26 protein-coding genes and 1 pseudogene are annotated in these 23436 nt (G+C 68.2%); 16 read left to right on the top strand and 11 right to left on the bottom strand.

All coding sequences use genetic code 11. The annotated features are described in order from the left end of the window. Positions 1 to 9: 9 nt before the first annotated feature. The 3 genes from C3L37_RS07930 to C3L37_RS07920 all read left to right on the top strand — a co-directional run bounded on the left by C3L37_RS07930 (position 10) and on the right by C3L37_RS07920 (position 2746). Positions 10 to 1158: a GNAT family N-acetyltransferase gene (locus tag C3L37_RS07930; RefSeq protein ID WP_164974716.1), complete on the top strand. Its 1149-nt coding sequence runs from the start codon at positions 10 to 12 to the stop codon at positions 1156 to 1158. A 134-nt stretch (positions 1159 to 1292) separates the two neighbouring features. After that, positions 1293 to 2192, top strand: coding sequence for a TylF/MycF/NovP-related O-methyltransferase (locus tag C3L37_RS07925; protein WP_129114081.1), 900 nt, complete (start codon positions 1293 to 1295; stop codon positions 2190 to 2192). A 146-nt stretch (positions 2193 to 2338) separates the two neighbouring features. Continuing rightward, positions 2339 to 2746, top strand: coding sequence for an SRPBCC family protein (locus C3L37_RS07920; protein WP_129114080.1), 408 nt, complete (start codon positions 2339 to 2341; stop codon positions 2744 to 2746). Between the two features lie 24 nt (positions 2747 to 2770). On the opposite strand, the gene C3L37_RS07915 is transcribed toward C3L37_RS07920, so the two are convergent. Next, positions 2771 to 4039 (bottom strand): GTP-binding protein, encoded by a 1269-nt coding sequence (locus C3L37_RS07915; protein WP_129114079.1) that lies wholly within the window; start codon positions 4037 to 4039, stop codon positions 2771 to 2773. Between the two features lie 89 nt (positions 4040 to 4128). Between C3L37_RS07915 and C3L37_RS07910 the strand changes: the two genes are divergently transcribed. The 3 genes from C3L37_RS07910 to C3L37_RS07900 all read left to right on the top strand — a co-directional run bounded on the left by C3L37_RS07910 (position 4129) and on the right by C3L37_RS07900 (position 7387). Continuing rightward, positions 4129 to 4425, top strand: coding sequence for a hypothetical protein (locus C3L37_RS07910; protein ID WP_129114078.1), 297 nt, complete (start codon positions 4129 to 4131; stop codon positions 4423 to 4425). 2 nt (positions 4426 to 4427) lie between these two features. Continuing rightward, a complete protein-coding gene (locus C3L37_RS07905) occupies positions 4428 to 5393 on the top strand; it encodes an ArsA family ATPase (protein WP_129114077.1) in 966 nt (321 codons plus the stop codon). 176 nt (positions 5394 to 5569) lie between these two features. After that, the gene (locus C3L37_RS07900) at positions 5570 to 7387 is read left to right on the top strand and encodes a carbon starvation CstA family protein (protein ID WP_129114076.1); all 1818 of its coding nucleotides are present in this window, start codon (positions 5570 to 5572) and stop codon (positions 7385 to 7387) included. Between the two features lie 76 nt (positions 7388 to 7463). On the opposite strand, the gene C3L37_RS07895 is transcribed toward C3L37_RS07900, so the two are convergent. Continuing rightward, entirely contained in the window at positions 7464 to 8093 is a 630-nt protein-coding gene (locus tag C3L37_RS07895; protein WP_129114075.1) for a hypothetical protein, read from the bottom strand. Beyond that, positions 8090 to 8467: a cupin domain-containing protein gene (locus tag C3L37_RS07890; protein WP_129114074.1), complete on the bottom strand. Its 378-nt coding sequence runs from the start codon at positions 8465 to 8467 to the stop codon at positions 8090 to 8092. The genes C3L37_RS07895 and C3L37_RS07890 overlap by 4 nt, the downstream gene beginning before the upstream one ends. A 96-nt stretch (positions 8468 to 8563) precedes the next feature. On the opposite strand from C3L37_RS07890, the gene C3L37_RS07885 reads away from it, so the two are divergent. The 8 genes from C3L37_RS07885 to C3L37_RS07850 all read left to right on the top strand — a co-directional run bounded on the left by C3L37_RS07885 (position 8564) and on the right by C3L37_RS07850 (position 13132). Continuing rightward, positions 8564 to 8788, top strand: coding sequence for a hypothetical protein (locus C3L37_RS07885; protein WP_129114073.1), 225 nt, complete (start codon positions 8564 to 8566; stop codon positions 8786 to 8788). A gap of 78 nt (positions 8789 to 8866) precedes the next feature. Then, positions 8867 to 9553, top strand: coding sequence for a DUF5828 family protein (locus C3L37_RS07880; RefSeq protein WP_129114072.1), 687 nt, complete (start codon positions 8867 to 8869; stop codon positions 9551 to 9553). 107 nt (positions 9554 to 9660) lie between these two features. Continuing rightward, on the top strand, positions 9661 to 9900 hold the full coding sequence (locus C3L37_RS07875; protein ID WP_129114071.1) for a hypothetical protein: 240 nt from the start codon (positions 9661 to 9663) through the stop codon (positions 9898 to 9900). 71 nt (positions 9901 to 9971) lie between these two features. Further along, positions 9972 to 10343, top strand: a complete 372-nt coding sequence (locus C3L37_RS07870; RefSeq protein WP_129114070.1) for a helix-turn-helix domain-containing protein — start codon at positions 9972 to 9974, stop codon at positions 10341 to 10343. Between the two features lie 254 nt (positions 10344 to 10597). After that, on the top strand, positions 10598 to 11914 hold the full coding sequence (gene thrC, locus C3L37_RS07865; protein ID WP_129114069.1) for a threonine synthase: 1317 nt from the start codon (positions 10598 to 10600) through the stop codon (positions 11912 to 11914). Positions 11915 to 12025: 111 nt separating this feature from the next. Next, a complete protein-coding gene (locus tag C3L37_RS07860; protein WP_129114068.1) occupies positions 12026 to 12391 on the top strand; it encodes a hypothetical protein in 366 nt (121 codons plus the stop codon). Positions 12392 to 12527: 136 nt separating this feature from the next. Further along, a complete protein-coding gene (locus C3L37_RS07855; RefSeq protein WP_129114067.1) occupies positions 12528 to 12752 on the top strand; it encodes an antitoxin VapB family protein in 225 nt (74 codons plus the stop codon). Continuing rightward, on the top strand, positions 12749 to 13132 hold the full coding sequence (locus C3L37_RS07850; RefSeq protein ID WP_129114066.1) for a type II toxin-antitoxin system VapC family toxin: 384 nt from the start codon (positions 12749 to 12751) through the stop codon (positions 13130 to 13132). The genes C3L37_RS07855 and C3L37_RS07850 overlap by 4 nt, the downstream gene beginning before the upstream one ends. 24 nt (positions 13133 to 13156) lie before the next feature. Here C3L37_RS07850 and serA read toward each other — a convergent pair whose 3' ends face one another. Together serA and C3L37_RS07840 are read right to left on the bottom strand one after the other, a co-directional pair. After that, positions 13157 to 14746, bottom strand: a complete 1590-nt coding sequence (serA, locus tag C3L37_RS07845; protein WP_129114065.1) for a phosphoglycerate dehydrogenase — start codon at positions 14744 to 14746, stop codon at positions 13157 to 13159. Positions 14747 to 14856: 110 nt separating this feature from the next. Next, a complete protein-coding gene (locus C3L37_RS07840) occupies positions 14857 to 15888 on the bottom strand; it encodes a sensor histidine kinase (RefSeq protein ID WP_129114064.1) in 1032 nt (343 codons plus the stop codon). A 125-nt stretch (positions 15889 to 16013) separates the two neighbouring features. Here C3L37_RS07840 and serB point away from each other — a divergent pair, with 125 nt between their 5' ends. Together serB and glmM are read left to right on the top strand one after the other, a co-directional pair. Then, positions 16014 to 16658, top strand: a complete 645-nt coding sequence (gene serB, locus C3L37_RS07835; RefSeq protein ID WP_129114063.1) for a phosphoserine phosphatase SerB — start codon at positions 16014 to 16016, stop codon at positions 16656 to 16658. 103 nt (positions 16659 to 16761) lie between these two features. After that, complete coding sequence (gene glmM / locus C3L37_RS07830) at positions 16762 to 18126, top strand: phosphoglucosamine mutase (protein WP_129114062.1); 1365 nt, start codon at positions 16762 to 16764, stop codon at positions 18124 to 18126. A 372-nt stretch (positions 18127 to 18498) separates the two neighbouring features. Here the strand turns inward: glmM and C3L37_RS07825 are convergent, their stop codons facing one another. The 6 genes and pseudogenes from C3L37_RS07825 to C3L37_RS07800 form a co-directional block, all read right to left on the bottom strand. Further along, entirely contained in the window at positions 18499 to 18798 is a 300-nt protein-coding gene (locus tag C3L37_RS07825; protein WP_129114061.1) for a type II toxin-antitoxin system RelE family toxin, read from the bottom strand. Between the two features lie 10 nt (positions 18799 to 18808). Next, positions 18809 to 19090, bottom strand: a complete 282-nt coding sequence (locus tag C3L37_RS07820) for a ribbon-helix-helix protein, CopG family (protein WP_129114060.1) — start codon at positions 19088 to 19090, stop codon at positions 18809 to 18811. Positions 19091 to 19208: 118 nt separating this feature from the next. Next, entirely contained in the window at positions 19209 to 20360 is a 1152-nt protein-coding gene (locus C3L37_RS07815) for a DUF7118 family protein (RefSeq protein WP_129114059.1), read from the bottom strand. 9 nt (positions 20361 to 20369) lie between these two features. After that, on the bottom strand, positions 20370 to 20738 hold the full coding sequence (hisI, locus tag C3L37_RS07810) for a phosphoribosyl-AMP cyclohydrolase (protein ID WP_129114058.1): 369 nt from the start codon (positions 20736 to 20738) through the stop codon (positions 20370 to 20372). A 109-nt stretch (positions 20739 to 20847) separates the two neighbouring features. After that, positions 20848 to 21852, bottom strand: a pseudogene (locus C3L37_RS07805) (prepilin peptidase). Between the two features lie 80 nt (positions 21853 to 21932). Further along, a complete protein-coding gene (locus tag C3L37_RS07800; protein WP_129114057.1) occupies positions 21933 to 23324 on the bottom strand; it encodes a GntP family permease in 1392 nt (463 codons plus the stop codon). Positions 23325 to 23436: the final 112 nt, after the last annotated feature.

Below are 23436 nucleotides of genomic sequence, written 5' to 3'. Positions count from 1 at the left end.
GGAACGTCGATGACGCGCACGAAGGGCGAGCGCGGCGATCGCGAGGCTGACGACGCCTACGAGGTTCGGAGATACGCTCCGGGCGACCGCAACGGCGTCCTCGCTCTCGATCAGATCGTCTGGGGGCGGCCGCGCGGCGCCGACTGGTTCGTCTGGAAGTACGTCGACAACCCCTACGTCGACCACGTGCCGATCTTCGTCGCCGAGCGCGACGGCGAGATCGTCGGCGCGCGACCGTTCATGGCCTTCCGTATCCGATCGGGCGACCGGACGGCTCTCGCGTTACAGCCGTCCGACACGATGGTTCACCCCGATCACCGACGGCGAGGGCTCTTCTCGCGGATGACGGCCCGGGCGGTCGACTACTACGCCGAGCGCGACGCGGCGTTCTTCTTCAACTTTCCGAACGAGCTGTCGCGCGCGGGCTACCTCAAACTCGGGTGGCGCGACGCCGGGCTCAGGACGACGTTCTACCGCGTGCAGGATCCCGAATCGCTCGCACCCTCACGGGCCGGCGGTGCGGGCCGCGCCGTCGCCCGCCTCGCGACGCCGCTCGCGCGCGGGTACTGTCTCGCCCGCGATCGACGCTCCGATTCGTCGGACGGGATCGCGATCGAACGGCACGCGGACGTTCCGGCCGACCTGCTCGCGTCGTTGTACGAACGGCGGGTCCCCGACCGACTCCACGCGCTTCGCGAACCGCGATTTTACCGCTGGCGCTTCGCCAGCCCCGTGTGGAATCGGACGACGTACGTCGCCAGGCGGGACGGGACGCCGGTCGCCGGACTCGTCGCCCGGACTCGGACGACGACCGACGGCGTGACCGTCTCCCAGTTCGCCGAGATCGTCCCGCTCGTCGGCGACCGCGACTGGCTCGCCGCCCTCTCGCGACTCTTCGACGTCGCCCTCGCGGGCCACGCGGCGTCCGATCTCGTCGCGGTCGCCGCCGGCGGCGTCCCCCGAAATTTCCTCGTCCGACGGGGCTTCCTCCCGGACGACGCCCCCCCGCTGTCCGTCCTGAAGCGCAGCAGGTGTACGATCGTCGCCAGACCGCTTCGCGACGACCTGGAGGAGGACGACGCGTGGACGCTCAACGGCCGATCGCTGGTCGAACGGGACAGTTGGCTCCTGTCGTTCGGCGAGCGGGACACGACGTGAGTCCGTACGGTCAACCTGATTGGTTTCTCGGATTCCCGTTTTCCCGGTGTAGGGTAACGCTACCCGGGTGAAACGCTCGTCGGTGAGAGGTAGCGAATGGATAACAAAACCCGGCGCAACCGAGCGACTCCGGTATGGAACGCAGTGGACGGAACGCGGTCGCGACGCTCGCCAAGCTGTACCGGCTGGCGTTGCTCGTGCTGAGCACGCCAGTCGTTCTCGGCGAGTACTTCGCCCGCGAGACCGGAGCGGCGTACGGCGTCGGATTCACGAAGAAGTGCGAACTGGCCGGCCGGATGCTCCTGAACAACACCCGGATCCCGACCGGATCGTCGTTCGTCGAGCACCTGATCATCGCCACGCAGATCCTAAACCTCCCGCCCGAGCGCGACGGCGTCGTCGTCGAGTGCGGCTGTTACATGGGCGGGAGCACGGCGAACCTGTCACTCGCGGCGGGCGCGTGCGACCGCAAACTCGTGGTGTTCGACTCGTTCGAGGGGATGCCGGAACCGACCGACGTCGACCGCGCGCACGTCCTCATCGGATCGAAGGAGGTCCACACCTACGACGAGGGGTCGTGGCGGGGCTCGCTCGGGACGGTTCGGCGCAACGTCACCGCCTACGGCGACGTCTCGGCGTGCGAGTTCCGCAAGGGGTACTTCGAGGAGACGATGGCGGATTTCGACGAGCCGGTCGCGCTCGCCTTCCTCGACGTCGGCCTCCGCCGGTCCGCGGAGACCTGTCTCGAACACCTCTGGCCGCTGCTCGACCGCGAGGGGTACCTGTTCACGCACGACGTGAAGCACATGGAGATCGCGAGCCTCTTTTTCGACGCCGAGTGGTGGCGCGAGCACCTCGACTGCGACGCGCCCGGCGTCGTCGGCGCGGGCAGCGGCGTCGGCCTCCACCCGAAGACCAACGGGTTCGGCAGCCTCCTCGGCTACACGGTGAAGGAGCCGGAGCTCCGGTCGTTCACGCGCGTCGAAGAGGACGGCGCGGAAACGTACCGCGTCGGCGCGTCGGACGACGACTGACGGACTATTCGATCGGTCGCCCGACCGCGATTCGATCGGCCGTCCGACCGCCGATCGATCGACCGGCTCGTTCGGTACGTCCGGACGGTCGAGGCCCGATCGGCGGACTCGCGGCGTTTTTGTACCGTCGGCCGAAAGCGCGAGCGATGCGCGAGGTGCGCGCGACGCGGTTCGTGAGAGCCCCGCCGACGGTCGTCGAGCGGACGCTCTCTCCGGCCGCGGTCGTCGAGTCCGAGGGGAGCTTCGACGTGCGCGCCGTCGACGAGCGCGACGACGGGACGACGCTCGTGACGGCCGGCGCTCGCGGCCTCGAACTGACGTTCCGGTTCGAGGCGCGCGAAGAGGGACTCTCCTACGCGCAGGAGGGCGGCCCGTTCGACGCGATGGAGACGCGGCTCTCGGTCGCGCCGGAGAACGAGGGGTCGAGCGTGACGATGCGCTCGACCGTGAGCCTGGGGTTGCCCGCGGCGGCGGTGACGGACCGTATCGCCGCGTGGAAGCGCCGGGGGGAGATCGAGCGGGCGCTCGACGCGCTCGCGGCCGACGTGGAGTGAGCGCGGAGCGCGATCGAAATCCCGCTACGGCTCGACGAGCGCGCGTTCCTCGCCCTGCTCGGCCGGGAAGCGGTTCTCGAAATCGCCCCAGTCGGCGTCCATCTCGTCGTCGGAGAGGAGGCAGTCGTCGAGCGCCGCGACGAGCGCGTCCTCGTCCATCTCGCGACCGATGACGACCAGCTCGGTGCGCCTGTCGCCCCACTCGTCGTCCCACTCGACGGTGCGCCGGTTCGACCGGTACAGCTCCCGATCCAGTTCGGGGAGCGACGCGATCCACGGTCCGGCGGCCTCGACCCTGACCGACGGCCCGGCCTGCCCGAGCAGCACCTGCTGTTCGCGGCCCGCGATCCAGCACGTCCCCTTCGAGCGAACGACCGACTCGGGGAGCGCGGTCAGGAACGAGGCGAACCGATCGGGATGGAACGGTCGACGCCGCCGGTAGACGAACGACGTGACCCCGTACACCTCGTCCGGGTGCGCGTGGTCGTGATGTTCGTGGCCCGGGTGGCCGTGATCATCGTACTCATCGTGCTCACCGTGAGCGGCGCGATCGTCGCGGTTCGCGCCGTCCGACTCGGCAAGCGCCCGCTTCCACCCCGCGGCCTCGGCGGCGGTCGCGGGGTCGTACAGGTTCCGCCCGAGCAGCCGGTCGACCCCCACCTCGGCGAACGTGGCCGGGACGATCTCGGCGTCGGGTCGGAGCGTCGCGACGATCTCCTCGACCGTCCGCAGCTCCGCCTCCGAGACGAGGTCGCGCTTGTTCAGGACGACGACGTTCGAGAACTCCACCTGCTCGACGAGGAGGTCCGAGAGCGGCCGCGTCTCGTCGCCGTCGCGCTCGACGCTCCGCTCGGCGCGGCCTTCCTCCCCGAAGGCGTCGTAGAACAGGCGGGCGTCGACGACCGTCACGAGCGAGTCGATCGCGTAGAGCGCCGCGGCTTGCGACCCGGTCGTGAAGAGGCGGGCGACCGGTCCGGGCTCGCTGATGCCCGACGACTCGACGACGAGGTGGTCGAAGTCGCGATCGCGGGCGAGGCGGACGACCGCCGCGTTCAGGTCGTCCCGGAGCTCACAGCAGATGCAGCCGTTCGACAGCTCCGTGATTCCGTCGTCGACCGACAGATCCGACCCCTCGGACACCAGTTCGGCGTCGACGTTGATCTCGCCCATGTCGTTCACGAGCACTGCAACGTTCGTCCCGCCCGCGTTCCGAAGCAGGTGGTTGAGGAGCGTCGTCTTCCCGGCCCCGAGGCTCCCGCTGAGGATCGTCACCGGGATCGAATCGCGGCTCATGTGCCGTCCGAGGCGGCCGGCGGTAATGAATCCCTGTCGAACGATCCTGAGCGACACCCTTTTACCCGCCAGACGGGGAGTGCGAACGCATGACGCTCGAAGCGCGCATCGCGGCGTTCAGGGAGGTGGTGGAAGAGTGGCTGCGCGGGCTGTACCACGGGATGATCGCCCATCCGGCCTACGAGAAGATCGAATCGGAGGCCGAGGACGTGGAGGACACGTTCATGCTCGCGTGCTTCCCCGACGCGTTCGGGATCCCGAGCCCCGTCTCCTACTACACCGCCGAACTGCTCCCGTACCTCGAAGACGAGTTCGAGGCGTGGGAGCGGCGGATGTGGGATCGCGGGTCGCTCCTCGAGCGCAAGGGCCACCAGTACCACTTCTGACGATGCGCAAGTTCGTCTTCTTCGGCGGGAAGGGCGGCGTCGGCAAGACGACCGTCTCCTGCGCGTACGCGCTCAAGTGCGCCCACGCGGGGCTGGAAACACTCGTCGTCTCGACCGACCCGGCCCACAGCACCGCCGACGTGTTCGACCAGCGGTTCGACGACGCGCCCCGACCCGTCGAGGGCGAGAGGAACCTGCACGCGATGGAGATAGACCCCGACGATGAACTCGAACGCCACCTGATGGAGACGAAGCGCGCCCTCTCGGATCAGGTCAGCCCGGCGATGGTGAACGAGATCGACCGACAGATCGAGATGGCGCACCAGACGCCCGGCGCGTACGAGGCGGCGCTCTTCGACCGCTTCGTCGAGGTGATGCGCGACGCCGACGACTACGACAGGGTCGTCTTCGACACGTCGCCGACGGGCGGGACGCTCCGGCTCTTGGCCCTTCCGTCGTTTCTCGAAGGGTGGGTGACGCGCCTCGCGGCCAAGCGGAAACAGAGCGTCAAACTGTTCGAGCGGGCGGCGATCGGCAACAACCAGCCCCGGCGGATGATGGAGGGCGACCCGATCATCGCCCGCCTCGAAGCGCGAAAGGAGTTCTTCGAGTTCGCGGGCGAGACGCTCCGCGAGGAGGCGTCGTTCTTCCTCGTGTTCAACCCCGACGAGCTGTCGGTGCGGGAGACGCGCCGGGCGATCGACGGGTTGGCCGACCGCGGGCTCTCGGTCGACGGACTGGTCGCAAATCGGCTCACGCCCGCGCCCGACCCGGACGAGAACGGTCGGGGCGCGCGCTACCTCCGGGAACGGCGCGCGACGGAGCGCGACCGCCTCGACGGGGTCCGCGAGGGGTTCGACGAACCGCTCGTCGCGGCCATCGAGACGCGCGTCTCGGAGGTCAAAGGCGAGCTACTCGCGGAGGTCGCGTCGGAACTCGACGTCGAAACCGCCGTCGAGGCGGCGTGAGCACCACAAAGTATTCAAGCCACCTCTGATCTATTTTCTACTAATATAACTAAGAAAACAATCGTTTTAGTCCGTTTCACTATCTATATCGGGCGTTGACGGAGTGTCAACGGCCGCGCACAGAGGCCGAAGCTTTAAGTGGCCTATTTTCATGGATTGTAGTGAGGTTTGCACACATGGTACAGGTAATCTGGCTGGTCGTGACGGTGCTGGCGCTTTTCAGCGTCGGATATCTGGGGTACTCCCGATACCTGACGCAGTTCGTCGAACTCGACGACGATCGGGCCACACCGGCGCACAAGTACGAGGACGGGCAGGAGTACGTTCCTGCGACGAAACCCGTCCTCCTGGGGCACCACTATTCGAGCATCGCGGGCGGCGCGCCGATCGTCGGTCCCATCACCGCGGGGGTGGTGTGGGGCTGGGTTCCGGCGCTCCTCTGGATCGCCATCGGCAACCCGCTTATGGGCGCGGTCCACGACTTCACCTCGCTGTCGAGCAGTCTCCGGCACGACGGGAAGTCGGTCGGCTACATCATCGGCGAGTACGTCGGCGAGCGCGGCAAGAACATGCTGCTCTGGTTCGCGTTCTTGACGATCATCCTCGTCGTCGCGGTGTTCGCCCTGGTGGTCGGCGTCGTCTTCAACGCCTACCCGCAGGCGGCGACCGCGAGCCTCGTGTACATCGCGCTGGCGTTCGTCTTCGGGATCTACCTCTATCAACTCGATCTCCCGTTCGTGCTGGGGACGGTCGTGTTCGTGACCGCCGTGTTCGGCGGCGTGTGGCTCGGCATTCTGTACCCACTCGCGCTGTTCCAGCCGACCGCGGACACCGCGCCGGCGAGCACGATCGTGCTGTTCTCCGGCGAAGGGCTGTGGATCCCCGGAGCCGCGGCGCTCGGCGCGAACACCGCCGCGTGGATTCCGGTTATCATGATCTACGGGGCGCTCGCCAGCGCGCTTCCGGTGTGGATGCTGCTCCAGCCGCGCGACTACCTGTCGTCGTTCCTGCTGTACGCGGGCGTCGGCGGGGCGCTCCTCGCGATCATCGTCGGCACGCTCCTCGGCACGTCGGCGCAGCCGCTCGAGATCACCCTCGAACCGTACTACGGATTCATGGGTACCGCGGGCTTGCCGCTGTTCCCGCTCCTCTTCATCACCATCGCCTGCGGGACGATAAGCGGCTTCCACTCGCTGGTCTCCTCGGGGACGACCTCGAAACAGCTCAACAAGGAGTCCGACGCGAGGCTCATCGGCTACGGCGGCATGCTCGGCGAGGGCCTCCTCGCCGCCGTCGCGCTCGCGGCCGTCTCCATCGTCGGCTTCGCGCAGGGCGACGGCATCGCGCTGGCACTGCCGAACTTCGCCGCCGGCGGCGGCGTCATGCTCACGAGCTTCGGCATCCCGGCCGCGTACGGCGCGCCGTTCATGGCGCTCGTGCTCGTGAGCTTCCTCCTGACCAGCACCGACACGGCGGTGCGCCTCGGCCGGTACATGATGGAGGAGATCGTCGGGCCACCCGAGTCGTCGGTCGAGAAGGCCGCGACGAACCGGTACGGGAACGCGCTGGTGCAGATCGCCATCGCCTACGTCCTCGTCTCCAGCGGCACGTGGGAGGACCTCTGGCCGCTGTTCGGCGGCGCGAACCAGCTCCTCGCGGCGCTGGCGCTCCTGACCGTGACGGTGTGGCTCGCCAACTGGGACGACTCGAAACAGCTCATCAGCACCGGCGTCCCGATGGCGCTCATGACGATCATCACCGTGTGCGGGCTCCTGTACCTCGCGCTGTATCAGAACCTCTACCAGAAGTTCATCCTCACCGGCGGGGAAGGAACGCTCGCCTCGCAGGCGTCCGTGGCGGTTCAGATCGTCATCGCGCTCGTCCTCGTCTATCTGGCGCTCTCGCTCGTTCGACTCGGCTACGACAACATCAGACGCGCGCGTGCCGCCGGCGGTCAGGTCGCCGCCGACGGCGGCACCGAGTCGGACGACTGACCGTCCGCCGCCTCGACCTCGCCCCCCTCTCGACGCTTTCTCGCCTTCTCTCCGAGTCACCCCCGCCCTGCGAGCGTCAGGACCGACCGAACCGCCGGAACACGCGCGCGAAAAGGCCCGGCGACTCGGCGGGCACGTCTCGCCACAGCCGAAAGGCGCGGATCACGTCGGCGTTGCGGCTGCCGACCGCCGCTTCCTCCTCGGGGGCGACCACCAGCAGGTTGATCTCGTAGTGACCGTAGTAGCCGTACTTCAGGAGCGTCCGATCCGAAAATCCGGAGACGAACTCCCGCACGTCCGCCGGGATCCGCGGGACGACGAGCGCGAACGTGAAGTCCGTGCTGAAGTGCTCCTCGCTCGGCTCGATCCACTCGTCTCCGAGCCGGTGGCCGAGGTCGACGAGCGATTCGAGTTCTCTCGCCGTCGCGCGTCCAGCCCGTCGGGCGAAGAGGTGTTCCTCGGAGCCGTGGTTCGCGTAGTTGAGCACCGGGTGAAACAGGTGCTTTTGGCTCTCGATCCGCATCCGCCCGTAGAGGTCGAACCGCTCGCCGTCGATCACCTCGTCCCGCGTCAGGTCGTAGTTGTGCATCAGCCGGTCGGAGACGCGGTCGAGGTACGGATCCTCCCACGTGGGGACGTCGTCACCCGTCGCGCCGCCGGTCTTTCCTCCCGTCGCCCGGCCGTCGTCCACCTCCCGCCCGTTCATGCGTCCGGATCGTACCGGTGAGCGTCGCCGCTCGTCGGCGGCGCGCCGATCGCGATCACGTCGACCGGGCTGTCAGCCCCCCCGGGGTTGTACGCCCGGTGGGGGCTTCCGGGATCGACGGCGAACAGGTCGTTCGGCCCGAGTTCGTACGTCTCGTCGGGCGTCTCGACGCGCAGCGTCCCGGAGAGGACGTAGAACGCCTCCTCCTGTTCGCCGTGGTAGTGGTACGCGAGCGGTATCTGCTCTCCCGGTTCGGCGACGAACCGGTTCATCGCCATCCGTTCGAGCCCCGCCGGATCGGAGAGCCGCCGCAGATCGCACGGTCGATCCGGGACGGCGTCGACCTCGTCGGTCCGAACGACACGGTATCCCATGGACGGATAGACGCCGGTCCCCGTAGAAAAGTCCGTCGGGCCGCGCGGCGGCAACGTTTAATCGTGTGGTTCCCCTACGCCGACCCGAGAACACCCATGGCCAAACGAACCGAGGCGTGCGGACGCTGTGCGATGAGTTCCGTCGTCGACGCGTCGGTCTCCGACGCCGACGAGGACGACCGCGACCGGCGAGATCCGTACCGCGGCGATCGCATCGAGGTCGACGAGTCGGCGCTTCGGGCCGTCTCGCCGGCGGCGTGGATCGAGGGGACCGTGCGGCGGCTCGACGCGTTCGCGACGCGACTCGTCCGGGGCCGGTGAGCCGTCGGGAGGCGGTGAGTCGTGGTACCATTCGGCCGGAGACGTTTATATTCGTGACTCGCGTACCCCACGCAAGGGATGGAAGAGAGTATATCGGGCTTCAAACAGCGCGGTTCGTGGGGCGACATCGTCGAACACGGCGAACGCATCACCAGCGCGCTTCAGGAGGTGGACGCCGACGACGAGGCGTTCGAGGAGTGGAACGAGTGGCGACCGAAGACCCACGAGCGGCTCAGCGAGGACGTGAACGAAAAGACCGCAGACCAGGCGAGCGTCGACGAGGGGGAGGGCGAGAGGGCGGGAAAGGATCCGGACGAGGATCTGAAGACGGCGGGCGACAAGCTCTCCGAGTCGTACGAGCGCGTCGAAGCCGGTGACAACGAGGGCGCGATAGAGCGCTGGCAGGACTCCATCGACTACGTCGCCCGCGCGGCCGATTCGGCCGGTCGGAAGGCCATCCGCGCCGTCGAGGGGACGGTGTACCGGAAGGTGATGACGCAGCTCGCGCCGTACTACTTCGACAACGAACTCGTCAGCGCGAACATCCAGAAGACGACCCGCGGCGAGGACGAGGAGACGTTCATCTTCGAGGTGAACGTCAACGACGACGACCTGAAAGAGGAGGTCAGCCGTCGCCTCGGCGAGTACGAGGACGAGATCGACCGCTGGCACGTCGACACGGAAAAGGACACGGAGATCGTCGAGGTCGTCGAGGGCGTCGAACCGCCGAAACCGCCGACCGACACGAAGAGCACGACGAACTGACCTGCCGACGTTTCGCCTTCCGTTCCGTCCGACGCCGTCCTCCTTCGGCCGTACCGCCCTCCGTTCCCGCCAAACAGTGATTACGGCGGAGCGAGAGGGGACGGTCGATGCAGGAACCGCTTCGCGCGAGAGCGGGAGAACTGACGGCCGAGGAGATTCTGGCGGCGCTGGACGAGGGTCGCCGGGTCGTCATCGAGACGGAGATGCTCGGAGCCTCCCACGAGGTGACGCTGCGCCACGACGGCGAGACGTACTACTGCGACACGCCCACGACGCTCCACAAACACGAGAGCGAGGCGGAGATGCGCTCGTGCATCGACAAGATGGGCTACGGCCGTTCGGACTGACGATCGTCGGAGGAACCAGCAAACGGGGGCGCAGACAGAAGGTTAATCGCCGCGATGGCCGAACAGGGCGTATGGCTGACGCGCCAGACATGGAGGATCTGATCGGATCGGACGATCCGACCTTCCAACACGTCCTCGCCTGCGTCTTCGGTATTCAGGACCACGAGAGTCGAACGTATCTCGTTTTGCTCGGCAATCCCGGGAGCACGGTCGCCGAACTGGCGGATCTCCTCGACCGCGACCGGAGCAACGTCAACCGATCGCTGACGACGCTGCTGGACAAGGGGCTCGTCGAGCGCCAGCGACGGCTCTTGGACCCCGGCGGGTACGTCTACCAGTACACGGCGACGCCGCTTCCCGAGGCGAAGACGATGCTCCACGAGGCGCTCGACGAGTGGGCCGAGACCGTCCACGAACGGATCGACGAGTTCGGGACGACCTGAGGAGTTACTCTTTTCGACGAGTCGGACGGAGCCGAACTATCGTAGCGTCTGCAAGTCATCACACGCTCGACCCCACGCTGTCGTGCGGTCGGATGTGCACACGGTTGCAGACGCTACTATCGAATCGTCGAGACGGTAGAGGCGCCGTGAGGGTGACGAACCGAACGTGGCATGGCCGTCAACGCACTTCGACCGCCCGGCGGGATTCCCGCCGAACCAGCCCACTTTTCTCCGCGGACGCCCACCCCCCGGTAATGAGCCTGGAACTCTCCGCGCCGGCCCCGTCGGAGCCGGAGGTCGCGGACGACGGCGTCTGGTTGGAGTGCATCGAGTGCGGCGAGGCGTTTGCCCCGTTCGAGACGGTCCGGTACACCTGCGACGAGTGCGACGGACTGCTCGAAGCCCGCTACGCGGAACTCCCGACGTGGGAGGACTTCGAGGGCCTCGGCGTCTGGCGGTACGCCGCGACCCTCCCGTTCGACGAGGGCGTGAGCCTCCCCGAGGGAGACACGCCGCTCCACCGCGTGCCCCGGCTGGAGGAGTCGGTCGGCGTGCACCGACTCAGGATCAAACACGAGGGGATGAACCCGACGGGGAGCTTCAAGGACCGGGGGATGACCGTCGGCGTCACCGTCGCGGAGCGCCTCGGCGCTGAACGCCTCGCGTGCGCGAGCACCGGCAACACGAGCGCCGCGCTCGCCGCCTACGGGTCGCGCGCGGGGCTGGAGACGCTCGTGCTCCTCCCCACGGGGAAGGTCGCCGCGGGGAAGGTCGCGCAGGCCGCCCTGCACGGCGCGCGCATCCTCGAAGTCGAGGGCAACTTCGACGACTGCCTCGACATCGTCCAGGACCTCGCCGCCCGCGACGAGGCGTACCTGCTCAACTCCCTCAACCCCTTCCGGCTGGAGGGCCAGAAGACCATCGGACTGGAGATACTGGAGGAGTTCTACGCCGCGGAGGGGCGCTACCCCGACCGCATCGTCCTCCCCGTCGGCAACGCGGGCAACACCGCCGCGCTGTACAAGGCGTTCCGTGAACTCGTCCAGAGCGGCGCGCTGCACCCCCGGGACGTGCCGAAGCTGACCGGCGTGCAAGCGGAGGGGGCCGCCCCGATGGTCGAGGCCATCGAGAACGGCGAGGACTCGGTGCGCCGCTGGGACACGGTGGAGACGAAGGCGACGGCGATCCGCATCGGCAATCCGGTCAACGCGCCGAAGGCGCTCCCCGGCATCCGCGAGACCGGCGGCACGGCTGTCTCCGTCACCGACGAGGAGATCACCGCGGCCCAGCGCGCGCTCGCCGCGGAGGGAATCGGCGTCGAGCCCGCGTCCGCCGCCTCGGTCGCCGGCCTCGAAGCGCTCCGCGCGGAGGGGATCGTCGAGGACGACGAGGACGTGGTCTGCCTCACGACCGGCCACCTGCTGAAGGACCCCGACGCCGCATTCGAGGCCGGCGGCGAGCCGGAACCGGTGCCGAACTCGACCGACGGCGTCCTCCGGCACCTCTCCGGGGAATCTGACGGCTCGTCGTCGGGGGTGCTTGGTCGACTTTTCGGCGCGTTCCGTCGCTGACACGGGTCGCGACCGGGGCCGAATCACGGTTCGAACCAACGTCCCGGCGTCAGACGCGCGCACGACGGCGTCTGACGCACGTTTTTACGGGCCCCTTCCGTACGTGAGGACGTGCCTCGAGACGGGTTCCTGACAGAAACCGGCGCGGACGGATGCGATGGCGACTCGACGCCGCGCTCGCCGATCGACCGGCGCTCCGAAACCGCGCCCTTCACCGACGGCGGTCCGATCGACGATTCGACCGCCGGTCCGGGTTCCGACTCCGACCGGATCGCGGAACTCGAAGCGGAGGTCCGATCGCTCGAACGACGGCTCGCCCGCAGCGAAGCCGCCCGCCAGAACGTCATCGACCGCTACGAACGCCTCCTGTCGGCTCACGACCCCGCGACGTTCGCGAATCGGCCCGGGACGGACCCGGACGCGGTCTCGGACCCGTCGCTTCTCGCCCGCCTCCGCCGCCTCGTCCTGCGAATCTGACCGCGCTTTCGTCCTCGTTCGCCGATCGAAGCGCCGGAGAGGTATCGTTTCAAATTCCTCCGTCGAGGGTCGAAATCTACGATCGCGTGAGTGTGAGACGCATCAGCTAAGTGGGTGTACGCCTAAACGTACATGCATGGGAACGAAGAGCCTCACGATTACGGACGAAGCGTACGAACGGCTCAAGAACCACAAACAGTCGGGTGAAAGTTTCACAGACACGATCCTTCGACTCACGGGAAGTGACCGTGACGTGCTGAAGGGTTTCGGCGCGATGCGCGACGTCGAGGACTTCCGAGAAACGGTGGAGGAGACCCGAAACGAGTTAGACGCCGATCTTCGAGAGCGGTCCGACCGATGATCGCTTTCGACACGAGTTTCCTCTTGGACTATCTCGACGGTGTGGACACCGCTGCGGCCTATCTCGAAGCGAACGAGAGAAAGCCGTTCTTCGCACCGTCGCTGGCGCTCTTCGAAGTATACCGGGGTGTCGCCCGCGTCGGCGGTCACGACGGGATCGAGTGCGTCGCGTCCGGCCTCGATTGGATCGAACCCCTTCCGCTAACCGACTCGGCGGTTCGCGAAGCCGCCCTCATCGAGACCGAACTCCTCGATGCGGGTAACCGAATCAGCCTCGGTGACACGCTCATCGCCGGTATCTGCCGCCACAACGACGCGCGCGTCGTCACGCGCGACAGTCACTTCGAACGCGTCGACGGGCTCACCGTGGAAAATTATTGAGAACAGTGCGGGCCGCGCGACCGACTATTCGCCGGTGCCGTTCAGCACGATCGTCCGGACGCCGATGATGCGCTCGTCGGATTCGAGCGTCTCGATCACGTCCTCCGGGACCGAGGTGTCGAGGTTGTAGACGGTGAGCGCCTCGCCGCCGAACGTCTCGCGGGCGTTGAACATCCCCGCGATGTTGACGTCGTGGTCGCCGAGCACCGTCCCGATGAAGCCGATGACGCCGGGGCGGTCGTAGTTGCGCGCGACGAGCATGTGCCCGTGGGGGATGGCGTCGACGCGGTAGCCGTCGATGCGGACGATCCGCGGGTCGTCGCCGGCGAAGAGCGTCCCGCAGACCGACACCGACTCGTCGCCGTCGCCGACCGTGACGGTGACGAGGCTCTGGAAGTCCTCCGCCTGCCGGGTCTTCGTCTCCGCGACCTCGATGCCGCGCTCTTCGGCCATCGTCGGCGCGTTCACCGCGTTGACCTGCCATTCGAGGGGGGTGAACACGCCCTTCAGCGCGCTCGCGGTCACGAGGTCGACCTCCTCCGCGGCGATGTCACCCTCGTAGCGCACGTCGATCTCGGCGACGCGGCCGTCGAACACCTGCGCCGCGACCTTCCCCGCAGTCTCCGCGAGGCCGATGTACGGCCGGATGCGCGGGAAGGCGCTCTCGTCCACCGAGGGGGCGTTGAGCGCGTTCATCACCGGCTCCTCGCGGAGCGCCGCGATCACCTGCTCCGCGGTGCTCGTGGCGACGTTCTCCTGCGCCGCCTCGGTGCTCGCGCCGAGGTGCGGCGTGACGACGACGTCCTCGACGGCGAGGAGCGGGTTGTCCGCGTCGATCGGTTCGTCGGCGAACACGTCGACGGCGGCCCCGTCGATCGTTCCGCTCTCGACGGCCGCGGCGAGCGCCGCCTCGTCGACGACGCCGCCGCGGGCGCAGTTGACGAGGTACCCCCCGTCCATGCGCTCGAACTCCTCGGTCGAGACTAGTCCCTCGGTCTCGGGGGTGAGCGGCGTGTGGACGGTGAGGAAGTCGGCGCGTTCGAGACACTCATCGAACTCGACGAGCTCCGCGCCGAGCTGCTCCGCGCGCTCCTCGCCGATGTAGGGGTCGTAGGCGACGAGATCCATCCCGAGCGAGCCGAGCCGCTTTGCGACCTCCTGGCCGACGCGGCCGAGTCCGACGATGCCGAGCGTCTTGCCGTTGACCTCGGCCCCGAGGTAGTCCTTCTTCGCCCACTCGCCCGCCTTGAGCCGGACGTGCGCCTGGGGAATCGACCGCGCGGCCGCAAACGCCATCGCGACGGTGTGCTCCGCGGCGGCGCGGACGTTGCCCTCCGGCGCGTTGGCGACGATCACGCCGTGGTCGGTCGCGGCGTCGATGTCGATGTTGTCGACGCCGATGCCGGCCCGCCCGACGATGACGAGTTCGGGCGCGGCCTCGAACACCTCGCGCGTGACGTCCGTTCCGGAGCGAACGATCAGCGCGTTCGCGTCGGCGATCGCCTCTAGCAGTGCTTCGCCCTCTACGTCGTACGCGGTTTCGACTTCGTGGCCCGCCTCGCGTAACGTTTCGAGGCCGGCGTCCGCGATGGGATCCGTGACGAGTACCCGCATGTGGATAGGGACCGTTGGCCCGCGGTTAAGGGTTTCTCCAACGGCGGATAGTGCGTGCGACAGCGTGTCGCGCGAGGTGCTGACGCGCGCCTCGCCCCCGTCCGTCTCGGCTACCGATCTTCCGCGCGCGGCAGCGTCACGCGGAACACCGTTCCTCTGGGCTCGTTCTCGTCGACGCGGAGCGACCCGCCGTACCGCCGCGCGAGCGTCGCGACGAGGTGGAGTCCGAACCCGAACACGTCGGCGTCCGCCTCGCCGGCGTTGAGCGCGGCCGAAAGCGCCGCCGGGAGGCCCGGACCGTCGTCGGCGAGACAGACCGTCACGTCGTCGGCCGTCGTCTCGGCCCACAGTTCGATCTTCGGGTCGAGGTCGGCGTGGTCGACGGCGTTCGAAAACAGCGTCTCGAAGAGCGCGCTCACGCCCTCGTCGGCCACCACGACCAGCCGTTGGGGCAGTTCGGCGGTCACGTCGACGCCCTCTCGGTCCGCGGCCTTCGACGCCTCCCGCCGCAACACGGTCGCGAGGTCGATCCGGCGGATTCGCTCGGTCTCGCCCGTGAGAAGGCGCATGCGCTGGACCTGTCGGGCGACCGTCCGCGCCCACCGGAGGACGGCGTCGGCGTCGTCGCGGTTCGGTCGCTCGCGCAACCGCTCCGCCCTGCCGATCACCACCTGCATCGCGTTCAGCACGTTGTGTCTGAGCAGGTCGTTGAGAAAGTCGAGCCGATCCCGTTCCTCGGCGAGCGCCCGTTCGTGCTGCTCGCGCCGTACGTCGGCCGCCCCGAGGTACAACCCGGCCACCGCGCCGGCGGCGAGGTACATCCCCGTCACTCCCGCCGGGTCGGCGGCGTCTCCCCCGCGCGCGACGGTGACCGTCATCGTCCACAGGTTCAGCACCTGCACCCCGGCGACGGTCGCGAGCATCCTGCCGGTCACCGCGCCGACGAACGCCGCCGATTCTGCCCGCGCGTACTGGCGGCCGACGTGCGCGACGCCGGCGAGAAGGCCGATCGGAAGCGCGCCCTCCAGCACGACCGCCAGGGGCGGGTGGGCGACCGCGCGGAGGTGCGCGAGGGGAACGAGCGCGAACAGAACGGCCGCCGTCGTCAGCGACCACCGACGTACTGCCCCTCCCCCGTCCATCGCTACGAACGACCGACCCGACCGTTTAATACCTTTCTTTCTACAATTGTTCGCGTGTACGATGATCGCCGATCCCGCCGGACGGTTCAGGAGGTTTCAAACCGGAGCACGCCGACGGTACGCGCATGAAGCTGATCGCGTTCGACTTCGACGGGACGCTGTCGGACTCGGAGATGACGGTCCTTCTCGGTCGACGGAAGGGAGTCGCGGCCGAGATGGCCGAGATCACGGAGCGGGCGATGAACGACGAGATCGGCTACGCGGAGAGCCTGCGGCGGCGGGCGCGGCTGCTCGAAGGACTGGAGGAGGAAACGGCCGAGGCGGCGTACGGCGAGGTCGAACTCCGACCGGGCGCGGCGGATCTCATCGGCCGGCTGAACGACTACGGTCACCGCACGGCGATCCTCACGGGCGGGTTCGAACGCGGCGTCGAACGCGCGCTGGAGAAGGAGGGCGCGTCGGTCGACGCGATCGTCTCGAACCGACTGCCCGTGGCCGGCGGGCGACTCACCGGCGAGGTCGAGGGTCCGCTCGTCGAAGGGACGAAGGACCGCGAGCTCGAACGACTCGCCGACGAACTGGGCGTGCGGATGGAGCACACCGCCGCCGTCGGGGACGGCGCGAACGACCTTCCGATGCTCGAAGTCGCCGGCCTCGCGGTCGGATTCGCCCCGAAAGACGCGGTTCGGCCGGTTTGCGACGTGGTCGTCTCGTCGATGCACCGGCTCGAAGCGGAGTTCGAGGAGCGCGGGCTGCTGCGCGCGGAGTAACCGACGCGGCGACCTCCCTCGCCCCCGCGTCGCGCCTCCCGCTCGCGTCGCGTTCGAGGCGCGTTCGGAACGGCTTTGACGAGGGAACGATCACATTCCGATAATGAAGCTATTCGGGTCAAGCGGCACGCGCGGGGTGGCGGGCGATCAGCTCACCCCCGAGTTCGTCCTCCGCGTCGCCAAGGCCGCCGGCACGGTCTGGGACGCCGACCGGGCTGTCGTCGCCCGCGACACCCGGACCACGGGCGGCATGTTCACGAACGCCGCGACGAGCGGCCTCGCGAGCGTCGGCGTCGACGTCGACCGGCTCGGGGTCGTTCCGACGCCCGGCGTGGTCCGCTACTGCGAGGTCGAAGGCGTTCCCGCCGTTCTCATCACCGCCTCGCACAACCCGCCCGAGTACAACGGCGTGAAGCTCGTCGGTTCCGACGGCGTCGAGCTCCCGGTCCACCGGCTCGAACGCATCGAAGAGCACATCCTCGCGGAGGACTTCGACGTCGCCCCGTGGGACGGGGTCGGATCGACCGTGCGGGTCGACTCCGCGAACCGCGACTACGTCGACGAGATGCTCGCGACCGTCGACCGCGGGAGGATCGCCGACGCCGACCTCACCGTCGCGCTCGACCCCGGCCACGGTGCCGGGGCGCTCACCAGCCCCGACTTCTACCGAGAACTCGGCTGTCGGGTCGTGACGATCAACGCCCAGCCCGACGGACACTTCCCGGGCCGCGACCCGGAACCGGTTCCGGGGAACCTCGCGGACCTCGGTCGGCTCGTCCGCACCGCCGACGCCGACGTGGGAATCGCCCACGACGGCGACGCCGACCGCGCCATCTTCTTCGACGAACGCGGCGAGTACGTCGAGGGCGACGCCTCCCTCGCGGCGCTCGCGGCGGCGACGCTCGGCGCGGGCGACACGACCGTCGCCGCGGTGAACGTCTCCCAGCGGCTCGTCGACGTGGTCGACTCGGCCGGCGCGGCCCTCGAACTCACGCCCATCGGGTCGACGAACATCATCACCCGCATCCGCGAGCTGTGGGCCGAGGGCGAGTCGGTCCCGATCGCGGGCGAGGGCAACGGCGGCGTCTTCTTCCCGAACTACCGGCTCGTCCGCGACGGTGCGTTCGTCGGCGCGAAGTTCCTCGAACTCGTCGCCGAGCGGCCGGCCAGCGAGGTCGCCGTCCCGTACGCCGACTACCACAACGTCCGCGTGAACCTCACGTACCGGTCGGAGCGCGAACTCGACGCGATGCTCGCGGCCGCCGACGAGTACGCGGCGACGGCCGACGCGACGCCGAACACCACCGACGGCTACCGCCTCGACTACGGGGACGCCTGGGTGCTCGTCCGACCCAGCGGGACGGAGCCGAAGGTTCGGATCTACTCGGAGGCCCGCGACGCCGACCGGGCGCGGGAACTCGCCGACGGCGCGCGCGACGCGCTCGAATCCGCGCTGCGGACGGAGTGAACGACTCGCGGTGAGATGTAGACCGGGCGAAACGGTGCTTGGCCGATGGCGACTGCCAGCGGGTCATCGTACTCCTCTTCCGATTCGTCCACAGACTGGAGAGCCTCGAAGAGCGTCTCGTTGAGTGGTGGGTAGGCGAATCGTACCTCAGACGGGCCGTGGCCCCCGCTTGCGTGCTGGTGGCGGAGGAAGCCCCGGTGGATGACAAGCATGTCCTCCGGGTCGATTCGATTCAGTAACTGGGCGACCTCTTCCCAGTCTTCTTCGGGGATCTCGTCGTACGGGGGAGACGTTCGACCCCGTTCCCGCCGCTCTTCTCGACGCACTCCCTCGCCGCTTCGAGAAACTGTTCTGTCCTTTCAGTCGGGTCCGTCATTCGTCGTCGCGCCAGGACCCCCAGACCTCGCGGTATTTTCCGAGTTCGCGGTATTCCTTCTTCCGCTCGAAGACGTCGATGGCGTAGATAGTCTCGTTGTCCTTGTCCCAGTCGATCAGCACGCGGAAGTCACCGACTCGGAGCTTGTACCCCGGGTGGTTCTTCAGCCGATCGAGGAAGTGCTCCGGGAAGTCGCCGATGTCTTCGAGTTTGTTGATGACACGCTTCGCGTCTTCCGTCTCGAACTGCTCAACCGTCAAAAAGAACGCCTCTGTCAGAACGATGTCGTTCACCACTCGTCAGCCCTCACTCCTCGCTTTCGTCCTCGATGCCGAGTCGGTCCTTCGCTTCCGAAATCGACATCGTCCGTCCCGCTGCCACGTCCGCGTACCCCTGGGAGACGCCCTCCTGCGCCCCGGGCGTCAGAATCGGCTCCGTCGTGTCGCGCAGCACCTCACGGACAAACTCCGACCGATTGGTGTAATTCAACTCCTCGGCGAGTTCGTCGAGTTCTTCCAGAAGCCGCTTGGGGACTTTGACGTTGAGCTTCACCATCTCGCCGTTGTTCTCGCCCGCGTCCGTGCTCATGTATCGTGGTACTCGCGTGGTACACATAGAACTATCGCTCACTCGTTCTGACGCGGGCCGAAGCTATCGATTCAGAGGTCAGATTGAATAAAGAAACCGTACTACCAACTACTGTTCCCTACCGTCCCGGCGACGGGTGCGCTTCCAGCGCCGCCGTGAGGCGTTCGCGGCGTTCGCGGAGCGTTTCGCGCTCCGATTCGACCGCCCCCGACTCGATCCGCCGCCGCTCGTCGTCGTCCACTTCGGCCCTCGCGACGGCCGCGGTTCGCAGCCGCTCGTACCGGTCGGCGTCGGCGGTCAGATCGCGGACGGTCCGCGCCTTTGCGACCGCCTCGTCGGGCGCGAACCGCCCGACGACGGCGACCAGCTCGCGCGCGCGGTACCGCAGGTGATCGGCCGACGGCGGCGGCCACGACACCGTCAGCGGCTCCGCGCTCAGGCGCTGGAGGTACGTTCGGTTGACCGCGACGCAACGCTTGAGCGCGGCGGGATCGTCGACGTAGTGATCGAGCTTCGAGTTCGAGTACTCGGCGAACGAGAGCAGCTTCGGAATCGGCTTTTCGCCCGCCGGATTCGACTCGACGTACTCCCGGAGGTCCGCGGGCGGGCGGTCGTAGTCGACGAGCGGATACGCCTCGGTCGACGTGACGAAGTCGAGCAGGTCGCGCGCGCTCGCCCCCGACTCGAACGCGCCGAACGCCTCCCGAACCGCCTCGTTGTACGCCTCGATGGGGTCGCGGAGCACCTCGACGGGTGCGTCGAGATCGACCTCGCCGAGCGTCAGGAGCCGTTCGAGGCGGTCGATTCGCTCGTCGATCGCACCGAGACGCTCCTCCGCGGCGTGTCGCGCGCGCCGGAACCGCTTGCGAGCGTCCGCGCGGTCGTCGAGAAGACCGGCCACCTCGGCCGCGGCCGACAGCGTCTCCCGCGCCCGGTCGAAGTCGCGCTCGCGAAGCCGGCGGCGGTCGAGCGCCTCGTTCGCCTCCTCGAACGCGTCACGCGCCGGCAGGTCGTCGTCGAGATCGTCGACGAGGTCGACGAACGACTCCTGAAACCGAACGTACGCCCCGAAGTCGCCGGTGCCGGTCGCAGAGCCCTCGTATCGACGGAGCAGGTCTATCGCCCCGTCGTGCGCCGCCGCGACGGCCTCGACGCGCGCCTCGCCGACCGCTTCGATCTCGTTCTCGACGGTGCGCAGGTTCTCCGCCGCGGATTCGAGTTCCTCGATCTCCGGGATCGCCCCCTCCGCGTCCCCGAGCGATCTGGACATGGTCGCGGGCTACTCCGATTCGTACACGCGTTCGGGATCGAACACGCGCTCCCCGACGCGTTCGCCCTCGACGGTGCGATAGAAGCAGGAGCGGTGGCCGGTGTGGCAGGCCCCGCCCGCCTGTTCGACGACGTACACCAGCGCGTCGGCGTCGCAGTCGACCCGCACCTCGCGGACGGTCTGGACGTGGCCGCTGGTCGCGCCCTTCTCCCAGAGTTCGTCCCGGCTGCGGGAGTAGTAGTGCGCGCGCCCGGTCTCGCGGGTTCGTTCGAGCGCCTCCGAGGAGACGTACGCGAGCATCAACACCTCGCCGGAGTCGGCGTCCTGTGCGACGGCGGGGACCAGGCCGTCGTCGCCGAAGTCCACCTCGACGGTCATGCCTCGAAAAAAGTGGTTGCTCCCGATATGCTTTGTGACTAGCGGGCGGCGTCCGAGGAACGGTCGGGGGAACGGAGGTTGGTTGGAGCCAACGGCGTCCGCTCTTGGATCACACGACTCCGATCGCCGTGAGCGACCAGAACAGCAGGTCGCCGAACGTGAAGGCGCAGAGCAGGCCGACGAACATCGGAACGACGAACGGGAGGCCGGGCGACACCCACACGTCGTCCTGGGCCGTCACGGCTTCGAGCCCCTCGCGGAGCGAGTCGGGCGTCGTCCCGTACGCCGATCCCTCGACCGACGAGAGAAACGCCGCGGCCGCCCACGGATCTTCGACGTCGCGGCCGTCGGATCCGTCGGAGCCGATCGCCCCCGGTTCGGCCGGGCCGACGCCGCCGTCCGTCGCCGGCGCGGCGTGAACCGCCCCGTCGGTGGGGTCGTGCGTTTCGCCGACGCTCGCCGGATCGCGGTGACCCGTCGGGTCCGCGCGCAGGTCGGCGAGCGTCGCGCCGCGCCAGCGAAGGTACATCCGGAGCGCGTCGAGGTCGAGCCCGCTGCGGGTGATCCCCCGGCGCGTCTCGAAGAGGCGGCCGTGCGCCGTCGGGAGGGCGTCGGCGGGAAGTCGCCGCGCGAGGAACATCGCCGGCCGAATCTCGCCCGCGCGGGCGTTTCGGAGCGCGAGCGCGAGCGGATACGCGAGGCCGACGAGCACCGTGTTCGAGAGCACCGTCAACGAGAACACGCCGAGCGGCGCGTGGACGAGCGGGAACGCGACGGCCCCGAGGTCGTAGGTCGGGACGGTCGGCAACAGGACGGCGAGCGTCATGAGCGCCTTCGCGTCGGCCCCGCCGAAGCCGCCGAGCCGCTAGAAGGCGTAACTGAGCGAGACCACCAGCCCCACGCTGACGGCGACGCGGACGAGAAAGAGCCGGTCCGCGAAGCCGACGAAGGGGGCGTGAACCCACAACTCCCAGCCGAGCAGAACCGTGCCGAGCGCACAGAGTGGGTACCAGAGGCGGTTCGGAAGCCGACGGGTGCGATGGTCCCGCAGGGCCGCCCACGCGAACGCGGGGAGCGCGAGCAAACGCAGGAGGTCGGGCACGCTACCGAGCACGGGAGTTCAGGCGAGGAGCGAGGTGTTAAATGTTCGCTTCCGGACTGGTCAGGGAACGTGATAAACGTCCCCGGCGGGCGTCAGGCCAGCGGGAGAACCGTCGAGAGGACCAGCGCGTTGAGGAGGCCTGTTATTCCGATCAGGATGGTCGCGACGGTCCACGTTTTGAGCGTCTCCGTCTGCGTGAGGCCGCCGATCTCCTTTACGATCCAGAAGCCGCTGTCGTTGTACCACGAGCAGAAGGTGGCGCCGGCACCGATCACCATCACGAGATAGGCCAGGTTGACCGAGAGGTCGCCGGCCAGCGGAGCCGTGATCCCGGCGGTGGTGACGATGGCGACCGTCGCCGATCCCTGGACGACGCGAACCGCGGCGGCGATAACCCACGCCGTCACGAGCAGCCCCAGACCGACGCCTTCCAGCGCGTTCGCGATGTACTCCCCGGCGCCGGCCGTTTCGAGCATGACGCCGAACGCGCCGCCGGCGGCGGTGATCGCGGCGATGTTGCCGCCGCTTTTGAGCGCTTCCGTCAGTTCGTCGGCGAACGTCTCCCTGTCGACGGCGCTGATGCGGAAGTACGTGAGCGCCGCCGCGATCGCGGCGGCCGTCAGCGCGAAGTTCGGGTCGCCGACGAAGCTGGTCACGGCCGCCGGGGCCGAATCCTCCCCGACGAACGTGTCGACGGTGGTGTCCGCGCCCACGAGCACGACGGCGAGGAGGATCGGGAGGAGCGATTCGAACACGCCGGGTAGCTGACCGACGGGCGTCTGGGCGACGTCTTCGAGCTCGTCGACCGTGGTTCCCATCGCGTCCCGAAGCGGGATCGTCATCCGCCTGTTGATCCAGTACCCGTAGCCCAGCCCCGCCATGATCGCGGTCGGGATTCCGACGAGCAAGCCGACGAGGATCGTCTGCCCGAGGTTGGCGTCGAACTCCTCCACCGCGAGCAGCGGTCCCGGCGTCGGCGGAACGAATCCGTGCGTCACCGCGCCGGCCGCGCCCACGGCGACGATGTACAGCGCGTAGTTTCCGCCGGTACGCGAACGGGCCGATCGCGCCAACGGCGCGAGCAGGTAGAAGACGTTGTCGAAGAACACCGGCACCGCCAGCACGAAACTGCTCCCGAACAGCGAGATCTCGGTGTTCCCCTCGCCGAACAGCGACGTGAACGCGCGAACGATGCGATCCGCCGCCCCGCTTTCGACCATCGACTTCCCGATGACCGCCGCCATCAGGATGGGGATCCCGATGCCGGCCATTCCGTCGCCGAAGAAGGCGGCGGTCTCGGCGGCGACGTCTCCCAGCGGGACTGCCGGGGTCACGAGCCCGACGGCGAACGTCGCGAGGATGAGTCCGATGAACGCCGGAACGTCCAGCACGACTAATAGCAACACGACGGTGATCACGCCCACCAGCAGGGCGGCGACCGGTGCTTGTCCTCCGAGCTGGAGTACCGTGTTCGCAAATGGCATGTCGGCGAAAATTTCCCCCAATCCCCTTATTGGTTTCGGTATTAATAATTATATTCGTCGTTAATAAATCTGAGTGGATTCAGGGAGGGGGTCACGACGCGGCCATCTCGCC

Origin of the sequence: Halegenticoccus tardaugens, assembly GCF_004116405.1 — an archaeon.
In the GTDB taxonomy this organism is placed as follows: Archaea; Halobacteriota; Halobacteria; order Halobacteriales; family Haloferacaceae; genus Halegenticoccus; species Halegenticoccus tardaugens.
This window is presented reverse-complemented; position numbering and strand designations above follow the sequence as displayed.

Excerpts from the sequence above, each read along its gene's own strand:
- C3L37_RS07930 (WP_164974716.1), top strand. The coding sequence starts at position 10 with ATGACGCGCACGAAGGGCGAGCGCGGCGATCGCGAGGCTGACGACGCC.
- C3L37_RS07925 (WP_129114081.1), top strand. The coding sequence starts at position 1,293 with ATGGAACGCAGTGGACGGAACGCGGTCGCGACGCTCGCCAAGCTGTAC.
- C3L37_RS07920 (WP_129114080.1), top strand. The coding sequence starts at position 2,339 with ATGCGCGAGGTGCGCGCGACGCGGTTCGTGAGAGCCCCGCCGACGGTC.
- C3L37_RS07915 (WP_129114079.1), bottom strand. The coding sequence starts at position 4,039 with ATGAGCCGCGATTCGATCCCGGTGACGATCCTCAGCGGGAGCCTCGGG.
- C3L37_RS07910 (WP_129114078.1), top strand. The coding sequence starts at position 4,129 with ATGACGCTCGAAGCGCGCATCGCGGCGTTCAGGGAGGTGGTGGAAGAG.
- C3L37_RS07905 (WP_129114077.1), top strand. The coding sequence starts at position 4,428 with ATGCGCAAGTTCGTCTTCTTCGGCGGGAAGGGCGGCGTCGGCAAGACG.
- C3L37_RS07900 (WP_129114076.1), top strand. The coding sequence starts at position 5,570 with ATGGTACAGGTAATCTGGCTGGTCGTGACGGTGCTGGCGCTTTTCAGC.
- C3L37_RS07895 (WP_129114075.1), bottom strand. The coding sequence starts at position 8,093 with ATGAACGGGCGGGAGGTGGACGACGGCCGGGCGACGGGAGGAAAGACC.
- C3L37_RS07890 (WP_129114074.1), bottom strand. The coding sequence starts at position 8,467 with ATGGGATACCGTGTCGTTCGGACCGACGAGGTCGACGCCGTCCCGGAT.
- C3L37_RS07885 (WP_129114073.1), top strand. The coding sequence starts at position 8,564 with ATGGCCAAACGAACCGAGGCGTGCGGACGCTGTGCGATGAGTTCCGTC.
- C3L37_RS07880 (WP_129114072.1), top strand. The coding sequence starts at position 8,867 with ATGGAAGAGAGTATATCGGGCTTCAAACAGCGCGGTTCGTGGGGCGAC.
- C3L37_RS07875 (WP_129114071.1), top strand. The coding sequence starts at position 9,661 with ATGCAGGAACCGCTTCGCGCGAGAGCGGGAGAACTGACGGCCGAGGAG.
- C3L37_RS07870 (WP_129114070.1), top strand. The coding sequence starts at position 9,972 with ATGGCTGACGCGCCAGACATGGAGGATCTGATCGGATCGGACGATCCG.
- thrC (WP_129114069.1), top strand. The coding sequence starts at position 10,598 with ATGAGCCTGGAACTCTCCGCGCCGGCCCCGTCGGAGCCGGAGGTCGCG.
- C3L37_RS07855 (WP_129114067.1), top strand. The coding sequence starts at position 12,528 with ATGGGAACGAAGAGCCTCACGATTACGGACGAAGCGTACGAACGGCTC.
- C3L37_RS07850 (WP_129114066.1), top strand. The coding sequence starts at position 12,749 with ATGATCGCTTTCGACACGAGTTTCCTCTTGGACTATCTCGACGGTGTG.
- serA (WP_129114065.1), bottom strand. The coding sequence starts at position 14,746 with ATGCGGGTACTCGTCACGGATCCCATCGCGGACGCCGGCCTCGAAACG.
- C3L37_RS07840 (WP_129114064.1), bottom strand. The coding sequence starts at position 15,888 with ATGGACGGGGGAGGGGCAGTACGTCGGTGGTCGCTGACGACGGCGGCC.
- serB (WP_129114063.1), top strand. The coding sequence starts at position 16,014 with ATGAAGCTGATCGCGTTCGACTTCGACGGGACGCTGTCGGACTCGGAG.
- glmM (WP_129114062.1), top strand. The coding sequence starts at position 16,762 with ATGAAGCTATTCGGGTCAAGCGGCACGCGCGGGGTGGCGGGCGATCAG.
- C3L37_RS07820 (WP_129114060.1), bottom strand. The coding sequence starts at position 19,090 with ATGAGCACGGACGCGGGCGAGAACAACGGCGAGATGGTGAAGCTCAAC.
- C3L37_RS07815 (WP_129114059.1), bottom strand. The coding sequence starts at position 20,360 with ATGTCCAGATCGCTCGGGGACGCGGAGGGGGCGATCCCGGAGATCGAG.
- hisI (WP_129114058.1), bottom strand. The coding sequence starts at position 20,738 with ATGACCGTCGAGGTGGACTTCGGCGACGACGGCCTGGTCCCCGCCGTC.
- C3L37_RS07800 (WP_129114057.1), bottom strand. The coding sequence starts at position 23,324 with ATGCCATTTGCGAACACGGTACTCCAGCTCGGAGGACAAGCACCGGTC.